Origin of the sequence: uncultured Parabacteroides sp., from assembly GCF_905196875.1 — a bacterium.
Taxonomy (GTDB): Bacteria; Bacteroidota; Bacteroidia; order Bacteroidales; family Tannerellaceae; genus Parabacteroides.
Map to the genome: position 1 here is coordinate 92726 of NZ_CAJJWO010000008.1, position 12521 is coordinate 105246.

The 12521-nt window shown below is 44.5% G+C and carries 12 protein-coding genes and 1 tRNA gene; 7 read left to right on the forward strand and 6 right to left on the reverse strand.

The window, feature by feature from the left end; genetic code table 11:
* Position 1: 1 nt before the first annotated feature.
* Positions 2-820, reverse strand: a complete 819-nt coding sequence (locus tag QZ076_RS05000) for a glycogen/starch synthase (protein WP_293710853.1) — start codon at positions 818-820, stop codon at positions 2-4.
* A 99-nt stretch (positions 821-919) separates the two neighbouring features.
* Between QZ076_RS05000 and panC the strand changes: the two genes are divergently transcribed.
* The 6 genes from panC (at position 920) to QZ076_RS05030 (ending at position 6051) form a co-directional block, all read left to right on the forward strand.
* Positions 920-1762: a pantoate--beta-alanine ligase gene (gene panC, locus QZ076_RS05005; RefSeq protein WP_293710855.1), complete on the forward strand. Its 843-nt coding sequence runs from the start codon at positions 920-922 to the stop codon at positions 1760-1762.
* 26 nt (positions 1763-1788) lie between these two features.
* On the forward strand, positions 1789-2139 hold the full coding sequence (gene panD, locus QZ076_RS05010) for an aspartate 1-decarboxylase (RefSeq protein ID WP_293710857.1): 351 nt from the start codon (positions 1789-1791) through the stop codon (positions 2137-2139).
* 111 nt (positions 2140-2250) lie between these two features.
* Positions 2251-3573, forward strand: coding sequence for an MATE family efflux transporter (locus tag QZ076_RS05015; protein ID WP_293710859.1), 1323 nt, complete (start codon positions 2251-2253; stop codon positions 3571-3573).
* Positions 3574-3652: 79 nt separating this feature from the next.
* Positions 3653-4978, forward strand: a complete 1326-nt coding sequence (gene ffh / locus QZ076_RS05020) for a signal recognition particle protein (protein ID WP_293710861.1) — start codon at positions 3653-3655, stop codon at positions 4976-4978.
* Between the two features lie 18 nt (positions 4979-4996).
* Positions 4997-5893 (forward strand): bifunctional methylenetetrahydrofolate dehydrogenase/methenyltetrahydrofolate cyclohydrolase FolD, encoded by an 897-nt coding sequence (gene folD / locus QZ076_RS05025; RefSeq protein WP_129732242.1) that lies wholly within the window; start codon positions 4997-4999, stop codon positions 5891-5893.
* A gap of 84 nt (positions 5894-5977) precedes the next feature.
* Positions 5978-6051, forward strand: a tRNA-His gene (locus tag QZ076_RS05030).
* Positions 6052-6097: 46 nt separating this feature from the next.
* Here QZ076_RS05030 and QZ076_RS05035 read toward each other — a convergent pair.
* The 5 genes from QZ076_RS05035 to QZ076_RS05055 all read right to left on the reverse strand — a co-directional run bounded on the left by QZ076_RS05035 (position 6098) and on the right by QZ076_RS05055 (position 10879).
* Positions 6098-7018, reverse strand: a complete 921-nt coding sequence (locus QZ076_RS05035; RefSeq protein ID WP_293710865.1) for a GNAT family N-acetyltransferase — start codon at positions 7016-7018, stop codon at positions 6098-6100.
* Positions 7019-7057: 39 nt separating this feature from the next.
* Positions 7058-8683 carry an RluA family pseudouridine synthase gene (locus tag QZ076_RS05040; RefSeq protein ID WP_293710867.1) on the reverse strand — a complete coding sequence of 542 codons (1626 nt, stop codon included), beginning with the start codon at positions 8681-8683 and terminating at the stop codon, positions 7058-7060.
* A gap of 2 nt (positions 8684-8685) precedes the next feature.
* The gene (locus QZ076_RS05045) at positions 8686-9357 is read right to left on the reverse strand and encodes a DUF4476 domain-containing protein (RefSeq protein ID WP_293710869.1); all 672 of its coding nucleotides are present in this window, start codon (positions 9355-9357) and stop codon (positions 8686-8688) included.
* 58 nt (positions 9358-9415) lie between these two features.
* Complete coding sequence (locus QZ076_RS05050) at positions 9416-10144, reverse strand: SDR family oxidoreductase (RefSeq protein WP_293710871.1); 729 nt, start codon at positions 10142-10144, stop codon at positions 9416-9418.
* A 96-nt stretch (positions 10145-10240) separates the two neighbouring features.
* A complete protein-coding gene (locus tag QZ076_RS05055) occupies positions 10241-10879 on the reverse strand; it encodes an HU family DNA-binding protein (protein WP_293710873.1) in 639 nt (212 codons plus the stop codon).
* Between the two features lie 336 nt (positions 10880-11215).
* On the opposite strand from QZ076_RS05055, the gene QZ076_RS05060 reads away from it, so the two are divergent.
* The gene (locus tag QZ076_RS05060) at positions 11216-12472 is read left to right on the forward strand and encodes a VapE domain-containing protein (protein ID WP_293710875.1); all 1257 of its coding nucleotides are present in this window, start codon (positions 11216-11218) and stop codon (positions 12470-12472) included.
* Positions 12473-12521 lie beyond the last annotated feature (49 nt).

The window sequence follows — 12521 nt, forward strand, 5'->3', positions numbered from 1 at the left end:
CTTATTTAGAATCTAATACGACATCGTAAAATTCGTTGAATGCATCCATATAAGTTTCCGGCGACTGATAAGGAAGGAACGGAGTGTCTTTTTTGGTTGCAATATAGTCCAGAACATCCTGGTTGATCGTTTCACTACCTTGTATCACGCCGTCGGCAAAATCAATAGCCAACTTAGTCAGACCGGCAAAGCTGGTATCGGCTTTTATCCCTTTCAGGTCGCCCTCTTTCGCTCCGTCTGTTTTCAGCTTGTTGGCAAACTCTTTTCTAAACGGTGTTTTAAAATCATCATTATAAATAGAATAGACTATTTTTGCATTTTTAAGACATGGATCGTCCGCATACATTCTTTTTATATATAATGCTGTTAATGCAGATATCCATCCGTGACAATGAATTACATCCGGTATCCACCGTAGTTTCTTTACGGTTTCCAATACGCCACGAACATAGAAGATAGAACGGTCATCGTTATCTTCGTATTCATTCCCGTTTTCATCGCAAACAGTGTGCTTACGCTGGAAGAAGTCTTCATTATCAATGAAGTAAACCTGCATGCGTGCGGTCTGAATGGATGCTACCTTTATGATCAGAGGGTGGTCTGTATCATCAATAATAAGATTCATGCCTGACAGGCGGATCACTTCGTGCAACTGATTGCGTCGCTCGTTGATATTTCCGAATTTGGGCATGAAAGTTCTGATTTCGCGACCACGCTCCTGAATGCCTTGCGGCAAGTTTCTGCATATTGTTGCAATCTCAGATTCGGGAAGGTAGGGTGTTATTTCTTGAGCTATAAACAAGATTTTTTTTGCATCCATTCTGTAAACTAGTTTTATAAAGACGGCACAAAGATAATAAATTTCTTTCATTTACGGTAATTATTTATTTGCTTTGCACCGTCAATAAGCATCTAACTGATGAAAATAGTAAACAGCATTCAAGAATTGAAACGTTATCTTGCCGAAGAGAGGCAGCATAACAAGCAAATAGGCTTTGTTCCTACTATGGGAGCATTACACAACGGACATCTGAGCCTGGTGAAGCGTTGCGTGGAAGAAAACGATGTGTGTGTAGTGAGCATCTTCGTGAATCCGACTCAGTTTAACGACAAAAATGACCTTGCCACCTATCCCCGGACATTGGATAAAGACAGCGCCTTGTTGGAACCCGCCGGTTGCGATTATGTATTTGCGCCGACAGAAGCGGAAATGTATCCCGAGCCGGATACACGCACTTTCGACTTTGGCACGGTTTCGGCCGTGATGGAGGGGGCACGCCGCCCGGGACACTTCAATGGGGTTGCTCAGATCGTAAGCAAACTGTTTTATGCCGTGGAGCCCGACAACGCTTATTTCGGGGAGAAGGATTTCCAGCAAATCGCAGTGATCCGTGCAATGGTGAAACAGCTGAATATCCCGGTAAAAATTAATGCCTGCCCGATTTTGCGGGAGGAAGACGGGCTGGCTTTAAGTAGCCGTAATGTCCGTTTGACACCCGAACAACGTCAAAAAGCACCGCTGATAGCACGTACGTTAAAAGAAAGTACTAACTTTGCAGCCGGAAAAAGTGTGCAGGAGGTGATTGATTATGTTGTGAATACGATTAATGCCGACCCTGTTATGCGTGTGGAATATTATGAAATCGTAGACGGAATCACGATGGAGTCGATCAAAGACTGGTCAGATACTGATTATGCCGTAGGTTGCATTACCGTTTATTGTGGTGAAGTCCGGTTGATTGATAACATAAGATATAAATAGCTGGTAATCAAATTATACAAATAACGATGTTTATAGAGGTAGTTAAATCAAAGATTCACCGGGTGACGGTAACGGAAGCCAATCTGAACTATATCGGTAGTATCACTATCGATGCGGATTTGCTGGATGCCGCCAACCTGATTCCTAACGAAAAGGTAGCTATTGTGAACAACAATAACGGTGAACGTTTTGAAACGTATATTATTAAAGGCGAACGCGGATCAGGCGTGATTTGTCTGAACGGGGCAGCTGCCCGAAAGGCACAGCCCGGTGATATCGTCATTATCATGTCGTATGCCATGATGGACTTTGAAGAAGCCAAAACATTTAAACCGGCTGTTGTATTTCCGGATACAGCAACGAATAAACTGATATAGAACATCGGTAGCAGCATTTAGAATGTTTTAAACAACAATAAAGAAGCTCACCGGTTGCCGGTGGGCTTTTTTTGTGACTTTGTGTTTTCTTGTGGAACTAACTTATAGAGTATGTATACAAATAAGCAAATCTGGAATGTGAGTTACCCTATCTTCTTAAGCTTGTTGGCACAGAATATTATCAATGTGACCGATACGGCTTTCCTGGGAAGGGTAGGAGAAGTTGAGTTGGGGGCCTCCGCGATGGGTGGTCTCTATTATATCTGTGTGTTTACGATCGCTTTCGGTTTCAGTACCGGGTCGCAGATCGTGATGGCTCGCAGGAATGGTGAACGGAGGTACAGTGATGTAGGGCCGGTCATGATCCAGGGTGTGTTTTTTCTTTTGGCATTGGCAGCCGTGATGTTTACCCTGTCCCGTTTCTTTGCCAAAGATATCATGGGGGTAATGATCTCTTCCGATACGATCCTTCAGGCAACGGAAGAGTTTCTTGACTGGCGTGTGTTCGGGTTCTTTTTCTCCTTTATCAATGTGATGTTCCGTGCCTTGTTTATCGGTATAACCCGGACAAAGGTGCTGACCTTGAATGCAATTGTGATGGCGTTGACCAATGTGGTACTCGACTACCTGCTGATATTCGGGAAAGGGGGTTTCCCTGAAATGGGTATTAAGGGGGCGGCTATAGCCTCGGTGGTAGCAGAGGGAGTGTCGATTGTTTTCTTTTTGGTTTATACCCGTTTGACGGTGGATATAAAGAAGTATGCCTTGAACCAGTTCCGGTCGTTCGATGTTAAATTGCTGAGGCGTGTGTTGGATATTTCTATATTTACGATGTTGCAGTATTTTATATCGCTGAGTACTTATTTTCTGCTTTTCGTGGCCGTAGAACATTTGGGACAACGGGAGCTGGCAATCGCCAATATTGTCCGCAGTGTCTATATTGTCCTGCTGATTCCGGTCAATTCTTTATCTACGGCAACCAACTCTTTTGTGAGTAACAGTATCGGTGCCGGGCATAAAGATCAGGTTATCCCGATCATTCGCAAGATTGCAGGAATATCATTAGGTATCGTAGCAGTCAGTGTTTCTATCGCCTGTATTTTCCCATCGGCTATATTGTCGATTTATACAAATGATGCCTCTTTAGTACATGCGTCTATTCCTTCGCTTTATGTCATTTCCGGTGCCTTGTTGATAGCTGCCGTTGCTAATATCGTATTTAACGGGGTGACGGGTACGGGGAATACCCGTTCTGCTTTTGCGATGGAGGTAGTGACGCTTGTCTTTTATACGTTGTTTATTTATGTGGCAGGGATGCGTTTACGTCTTCCGGTGGCGATTTGTTTCCTGACCGAGGGGATTTATTATAGCGGTTTGTTGTTGGCTAGTGTAATTTATTTGAAAAAAGCGGCGTGGCAGAATAAAAAGATTTAGAGGATTACATCCTTTTTCTTACCTTTGCACCCTATTACATTAGAAATTAGAAAGAAAAAAATAAATATACATACGAATTATGTTTGAAAATTTAAGCGAAAGGTTAGACAGGTCGTTTAAACTGTTGAAAGGTGAAGGCAAGATCACCGAGATCAATGTGGCTGAAACACTGAAAGATGTGCGTAAAGCATTGCTTGATGCCGACGTTAACTATAAAGTAGCCAAATCTTTTACCGATACGGTTAAAGAAAAAGCTCTGGGACAGAATGTGCTTACCTCCGTGAAGCCCAGTCAGTTGATGGTGAAGATCGTACACGACGAGTTGGCCAGCCTGATGGGTGGTACAGCTATCGATATCGATCTGAAAGGTTCGCCTGCAGTAATCCTTATGTCGGGTCTGCAAGGATCGGGTAAAACCACTTTCTCAGGGAAATTGGCCAACCTGCTGAAGACGAAAAAGAATAAGAAGCCGTTATTGGCTGCTTGTGACGTTTATCGTCCGGCCGCTATCGAACAGTTGCGTGTTGTAGGTGAACAGGTTGGTGTACCTGTTTATATGGAGCTGGAAAATAAGAATCCGGTAGAGATAGCAATGAACGCTATCCGCGAAGCTCGTGCTAAAGGTAACGACGTGGTAATTGTCGATACCGCCGGTCGTCTGGCTATCGACGAGCAGATGATGAATGAGATCGCTGCAATCAAGAGCGCTATCCAGCCTGACGAAATCTTGTTCGTTGTCGACTCTATGACCGGACAGGATGCCGTTAATACAGCTAAAGAGTTTAACGAACGCCTGGACTTCGATGGTGTTGTCCTGACTAAGTTGGATGGTGATACCCGTGGTGGTGCCGCTCTTTCTATCCGTACAGTGGTAGACAAGCCCATCAAGTTTGTCGGAACCGGTGAAAAGATGGATGCCCTCGATATCTTCCACCCCGAACGTATGGCCGACCGTATCCTCGGTATGGGTGATATCGTTTCGTTGGTTGAACGTGCCCAGGAACAATATGATGAAGAAGAGGCTAAGCGTCTTCAGAAGAAGATTGCCAAGAACCAGTTTGACTTCAACGATTTCATAGCCCAGATCCAGCAAATCAAGAAGATGGGTAACCTGAAAGAATTGGCATCCATGATTCCGGGTGTCGGTAAGGCGTTGAAGGATATCGATATCGACGACAATGCTTTCAAGAGTATCGAAGCGATCATTTACTCGATGACTCCCGACGAACGTACCAATCCGGCTATTCTGAACGGTACACGCCGTACGCGTATCGCAAAAGGTAGCGGTACGACTGTGCAGGAAGTGAATAAGCTGATCAAACAGTTTGATGAAACCCGTAAGATGATGCGTATGCTTACTGCTGCTAAACCGGGAAGTAAGAAATTTCCTTCGTTGAAAAGATAAACATTAAAGAGACATATTATGGAAGACAATCATTATCAATTACTGGACGGAAAAGCTGTTTCTGCTCAAATGAAGAAAGAAATGGCGGAAGAAGTCGCCCAGATCAAAGCGGCAGGCGGTAAGATCCCTCACCTGGCTGCTATTCTGGTGGGTCATGACGGGGGTAGTGAGACCTATGTGGCCAGTAAAGTAAAGACTTGTGAAGAGATCGGTTTCAAATCGACACTGATTCGTTACGAGGACGACGTGACCGAAGAAGAGTTGCTTCGCCGTGTAGACGAACTGAACAATGATCCGGATGTGGATGGCTTTATCGTACAGCTTCCTCTCCCGAAACACATTTCTGAGCAAAAGATTATTGAGGCGATCGATTACCGTAAAGACGTTGACGGCTTCCATCCGATCAATGTAGGACGTATGTCGATCGGTCTTCCTTGTTTTGTTTCTGCCACACCGGCAGGTATTTTGGAATTGCTGAAACGTTACGAAATAGAAACCAGCGGTAAACATTGCGTGGTACTGGGACGTAGCAATATCGTCGGAAAGCCGATGGCTACCTTGATGATGCAGAAAGCTTATCCGGGCAACTGTACGGTAACGGTTTGCCACAGCCGCTCGAACAATCTGAAAGAAATGTGTTTAAGTGCCGATATTATCATTGTCGCTTTAGGAGTTCCTGAATTCCTGAAAGCTGATATGGTGAAGGAAGGCGCTGTTATTGTCGATGTTGGCACTACCCGTATGCCGAGTAGCGTGACTAAAAGCGGTTACAAGTTGACAGGGGATGTGAAGTTTGATGAAGTGGCACCAAAATGCTCTTATATAACACCTGTACCGGGTGGGGTGGGGCCTATGACAATCATTTCATTGATGCGTAATACCCTGTTGGCTGGCAAAAAAGCAATTTATAAGTAAATATTCTGCATATTTTTGCCAAAAAGTTTGCAGAGTAAAAAAATACAGCTATCTTTGCAGCGTCTTAGAAAAAAAGATATACATGGTGGTTGTAGTTCAGTGGTAGAGCACCTGATTGTGGTTCAGGGTGTCGCGGGTTCGAATCCCGTCTTCCACCCGTAAAAACAAAGAAAGTCATTCCTTTTTAGGAGTGACTTTCTTGTTTTAATAGTTTTTCCGCATCACAAAGTTGATCATATCAATGCCACTCACTGTTACTGTTTGTTGCTCTTCTACAAAGAATCCCTGTTTTTCAAAAAATGGACGCGCGGTAAGGCTTACTTCTGCAAATAGTGAAGGGGCATGATGATATTTAACAAATTCTTCCGCTAATTGAAGTAGTAATGTAGCTATCCCTTTTTGCTGGAATCGGGGGTGAACAAACATGCTATGCAGATAGCCTTGTGTATCGACGGAAGTGAAACCTGCTGTCTGGAAGGTTTCGGTATCTTCGGCAAGGAAGAAATGCAGTTCGCTATGAAAGAGTTCTTGCCAACGGGCCGAGTCGGCACGGTTTATCCATGCATCGATCTGCTCCGGGGAATAATCCTTGCAGCAGGTGTTACGTACGCTTTTTTCGAATACATGGTGTAGTGTTGCCAGATCTTCTGTATCTGCTTTTCTTATCCGGATCGGTTTCATTTGCATATGAAGGATCGGATATGGTTTACCCTGGCCGTCTGTGGCATCCCGTGAGATCACCTCGAAACCTCTGCTCAGGTAGAAATGTGATGCTTGCTCGTTTTGCTCGTTCACATCTACTTTCCGGATGTTCTTTTCCCGGAGGGCATATTCTATAAACAACCTGCCATAACCTTTGCCCTGTTGTGAAGGATGAACGAACAGCATTTCGATCAACTCGTCACTCAGTCCCATGAACGCTGCAATATGTCCGTTTTGTTCATCTCTTATCAGGTAAAGTTCAACAGCCCGGAAATACTCGTTCCGTATCAGGGGCTTATAATATTGTATATCCTCTTCGGTCAGGAAATGATGAGAGCTGCGAACGGAGGCTTCCCAAACCCGCAGCAGTTCATCGTAATCCGCCTCGGTAGCCAATTCGTATTTTGTTTGCTTTTTTACCATATTTCAATCTGTTTGATATGCATAGAGTTTTATTCTTTACTAAAAATCAGCCTTTTTTTCCACGCAAACTACTTCTCCTGTAATAGGATGCCTGAATTCCAGGTATTCGGCATGCAAGTACAGCCGATCGGCTCTTTTTCCATATAATTCATCACCGGCAATGGGTACGTTCAACCCTTTTGGATGAGCGGCATGTACACGTAGTTGGTGTGTCCGGCCGGTGAGGGGATAGAAAGCGATACGTGTATAATGGAGGTTAGGTTCCAGAACCTGGTAGTATGTTATCGCAGGCTTTCCGTATTCTTCGCTTACAATTTGACGGGGACGATCCTCCGGATCCAGGCATAACGGAAGGTCGATGGTTCCCTGGTCGGACGCGACCGGTCCGTCTAGTAAGGCGATATACCGTTTCTTTACCGTGCGGTTCTTGAACTGTGCTTGTAGGTTCTGGTGAATAGCTTTTGTTTTTGCTATAAGAAGTAAGCCCGAAGTCGCCATATCCAGCCGGTGCACGATCATCGGGCCTGTTGCATCCGGATAACGGATAGTTAACCACTGATAAACAGAGTCTGTATCCATTTTCCCGGGGACAGATAACATCCCGGCCGGTTTATTGATTACCAATAACCATTCGTCTTCCAGTAAGATTTCCGGTTCAGCCTCTTTGTGGTAGTTTACAGACAGCGGGTTTACTTCTACATTCAATCCCTGCAACATATGTTTTAATATAGGCTCGCATTTCCCTTTACAAGCCGGATAATAATAACCGTGACGGCGGATTTCCATCTTCGGGGAATCTCCCCACCAGAATTCGGCCATAGCAAGTGGCTTCAGCTGGTGCAGGTAAGCATATTGCAGGAGCTTGGGAGCTGCGCATTCTCCTGCTCCGGCAGGAGGTGTTTTTTGCTCCGTTTCATTGAATAGTTCACATAGATCTTTCACATTACCCTTAGCATTCAGTATCCGGAATTGTTCGAATAGCTGTTGTTGTAAGGCTGCCGAGCGCGTCTTGCGTTCTGCTTTCAGTTGTTCGATCGTAGCTTCGAATGTTTTTACTTCGGATTGTAAAGTCTCCATTCGTTCGTTCCATTGCTGCTTTAACCGTTTTAGTTCCGCTTTCTGAAATTGGCTTTCACGAACCATGGCAGCCAGTTCTGCTGCATCCGGATTAGCCTGCCGCTTGATTTCACGATTTTTTTGAGCGACTTTCAGTTGCTCTTTTGCTTCGCTGAGGCTTTGTTCGGCCTGACGGCTTGTTTCCGACAGTTGCTCTTTGCAGGCGGTATATTCCTTATCTGTCTGAAGCTGCCTGATCCGGGCGTTGATTGCGGAGATCTGTTCTTCTTCGATCCGGAAGAAACCTTGCGGTTGTTGCAGATCGTAGATCGGGGGAACGAAATAGCTGTGCAGGTTTTTGCCGGCCAGTATACCGGAGAATGCGGCCAGGAAACCCAGTTCTCCTGTCGCAGTCTGTACGATCAGTACACCGAACATTTTCCCTTGTCGCAAGTCGCTCTCCCAGTCTTTTCTTGACAAAAGATAAGCCTGTACCTCTTCTGAAGCCACTACCGACAAAGGATGAGGGATATAATGAAACGGAAATGTAAATTGTTCCGGTAGTGGTATGTGGGATACCGGATGACTGAAAAAATGAAACTTATCCATTTTTATCTCCGTGGTCCCGAAAACATTTTGCGTACTTTATCCTGGCTTGACAGGAAGCTTAGCGAACGGACAATATCTTCATAGTTTTCCGGATCGGCTATCCGTGGAGCTACGATATCCAATACATTCAGTTTGTCATCGTCGAATGTATAGATAGACATCAGTCTTATGCATTGCTGACAGGAAAAATACCGGTCGGCAACCCCTATGGATAGTAATTCCAGCTGATCGTCTTTAAACGGCTTCGATTTGACTGTATTGTATAGTTTCTGAAAGTCTCTGTCGTTTATAATCCTGCCGGGTCGCATATGATTGTTGTAAGGAGGGCGGGGCCTGTCGTATTCAATATCATTCGGTGGATAGACGGCAACGGGAGGAACCGGAGTCTGGTCTACGTCTCCGCTGAATGAATCCATGTTTGTCACCCTGTCATTCTGGAAATCAATTAAAATAATGGTGGTTCCGAGGATGTCTACTTTTCTGAATTCCCATTGTTCATATTCATGGTCGAAACGACGGTAATCCGGGTTGCCGAGCAGGTTGGTTATCTCCCTTTTGCTCATTCCTTTTTCTATTCTCTGGATGGCATTTCTGTTGGTTTGGTAGCTTCCGCAACTGCTGAAGAAGAGTGAACCGCCGATCAGTAGGAGTGCTATTAGTGTTTTAATTTTCATATTCTTTTTCTTTTAGTTTATGATAGGTCTCTTTTATTTGGGTATAAAGATAATCAATTCAATATATTCTTTTCGATAGACCTCCGCCAATTGTTATGTTTTCTCCATTAATCGATTCATTTTCTTCCTGACAGAGGAACAGGCACATACGGGCGATATCTTCTGCAAATTCCGGTATCCCGGCTGCAGTAACTGAATTGACTGTTATATGACATTCCGCGAGTGAAGTGGCAAGAGTGGAGGTTAATGAAAGGATACCTCCGGTTGTGACATTAGTTTCCGATAGATTTATAATTCTTCCGTACGGATTCGCTTCGCTTTGCGAGCGGCGATGTAAGGACAGGTGGCGTGACGTGACGAAGGCAGATAATAGATTGGCGGAAAGAAGTTGTTCGAAATCTTCCATGCTGGTTTCCGTGATCGGATTTGTCTGGCAGGTACCTGTATTGATTAGTATATCCAAGTCGCCCCAATCCTCCAGGATATGTCGCAGGCAGTTATCCAGGGAAATCTTGTCGTTGATATCTGCATGATGGAAAGTCGTGCCGGTCTTTTCAGCCATTAATTGGCCGGCTTCTTCATCTGTGCCGCAAAAAGCGACCCGGTTACCTGCCATGCGGAATGATTTTACTATCACTTTGCCGAGTTCTCCGGTTCCATCCGTTACAAAAACTCTTCTGGTTTTGTGGAGCGTATTTTTCTTTTTTATACCGTAGCCGGTTTTTGTTCCGGTATTTTTTCTGGATTGGTATTCCTCGTATTTCTTTTCCAGGTAGTTATCTGCCATGATTATTGTTTATTGTAATTCTACTATGTTTATGTATTTGCTGTACCCTATCTTCATAAATCACTTTTAGAAGATAGGAGGCTGTTGTTTAATTTGTTATACTGAAGTTCCCGGTTCCGTATGCCTGCTTACCCGAAAATATCCCGGTACAGGATAGTAAAACGGGGCTTTGCTGTATCCCGGATGTGTGAGGCGCCCTTCCTTTACACGTGTTTGTAGTCTGCGCAGGGCTGTCGATTTCCGTAGTCCGCATAGAACACACATGTCTATCGTCGTGATATAAGCATGATCCTGAAAATAATCGGCCAGTTTACCGTCGATCTCGATCTCGCTGATTGTCTTAGAGCGGTGGGTATGTGCTACTCTTTGAAAAGGCATTCCTTTGAGTGAATCTTCCAACGCTTTGTCCGGAGTAAAAACGATTCCTCCGAAGTGGATATTTTCGGCTCGTATTTCTTTGGGCGAACGTACGGCCGGCGATTTGGCACTGCCGCGGAATGTACCTACCCCTTTTAGTTGTACGCTGTTTCCTTTGCGTATTTCACGTTCCAGTGTATGTGCAAATTCAACAAAAGCAGCTGCCAGGTCACCGGTCGACAGGCTACACCGATCGGCTATCTGTTCGATCATCATCTCGGTGGTTATCCGTGCTTTTACGACAAGCCGGGAATGGTATCTCGTTTTGTTGGAACCTTTAGGCTGGGGAGTAGGGAAGAAGTCATAAAGTGCACTCATGGGATCTGTTGGTTAGGTGGAAACAAACTAATGTTTTCCTGCTTTATTACTAATACTTAACTGGTGAATTGTTTTTTGAATCACATACTATGACGAACTTTTGTCACATGTTGTGAAGTAGCTTCATCATATAATGTGACGTAGCTATCGCTCATATTGTGATTCAAGAAAGAACTCCTTACAAAAATACGAGTAATATAGCAGTAAAACAATACTTTTCGCTATCTTTTTTATTAGATCAGTTTATTGAAAAACAACTGATTATATATTTGTGAAACGAGTATTTATGCGTATATATTTGTGCTTCATTCTTATTAACCTCTAAAATTTATCGATATGATTAGCAATCTTATTAACCGGATGAAGCAGGCTGTTCAATATTTTTTGTCTGCTGCCAATAGTTCTTTATTGAAAAAGAGACAGCGTGTAGATACGTGTTCGCCCAAATCCCGCTGGATCGTGGGGATGACAAATGACTTGCGTCGTTTTCTGAATGAACGTTTTGACTTTCGTTACAATCTTCTGGACGGTACGACGGAATACAGGGGAAAAGGTGCTGTTGGACAGCCTTTCCTTCCTGTGGACGAACGGGCGATTAACGGAATGATCGTGGATGCGCGTCTGAAAGGTATTTCTTTCTTCCGGGGAGATGTACAGATGATGATTCTCTCCGATAAAGTACAGTCGTACAATCCTTTCCGTTTGTATATGGATGAATTGCCGGAATGGGATGGAGTGGATCGGGTAACGCCTTTGCTGCTCCGTGTCTCTGCTGAAGAGATATGGTTGAAAGGGGGACGTTGCTGGCTCAGGGCAATGGTTTCGCAGTGGATGGGATGTGAGCGGTCGCATGCCAATGTATTGACACCTGTTCTGATCAGTGCGGTACAGGGCTATGGAAAAAGTACTTTTTGCCGGCAGTTGCTTCCTGATACATTGAAGAATTACTACCTGGATAGCTTGCCATTGACGTCCGGTGCTAATCCGGAACGTAAACTGGTTAATGCGGGACTCATTAATCTGGACGAGTTCGACCGTATTGGAGAGAAGCAACAAGCAAGTTTGAAAAATCTGTTGCAGATGCTCTCTATTCCTATCTACCGGGGAAAACGATTGGGGTGGGTGAACGAAGCGCGTCTGGCCTCCTTTATCGGTACAACTAATTCCCGCCAGTTCCTGACCGATGCAACAGGAAGCCGTCGTTTCCTTTGTGTAGAGGTAGATTCTCCTATTTCCACTGAACCGATAGAGTATGAACAGTTATATGCGCAACTCAAATCGGAGTATCTGGAAGGAGAACCTGATTTTCTTACCTCAGAAGAAGAAGCCCTTTTACAACGGCAAAATAAACGGTATTATTGTCAGTCGCCTTTGGAAGATGTATTCCGTACTTGTTTCCATCAGCCTTCGCCAGGCGAGAAAGGCCATTGGATGACAGCTTCGGAGATATTTGCTTTTATGCATCGTTTCAATCCGTCCGCTTTACGGGGAATAACGGCGAAGCAACTGAGCTTTAAGCTCTCAGGAATGGGATTTGTGCCCAAGCATCGGGCATATGGAAATTGCTATTTTGTGGTGCCGGTGCGGGTTTGAAGAAATAGATAATGCACTGAAGTTCCTTTTGTCCTGAAATGGGTGGAAC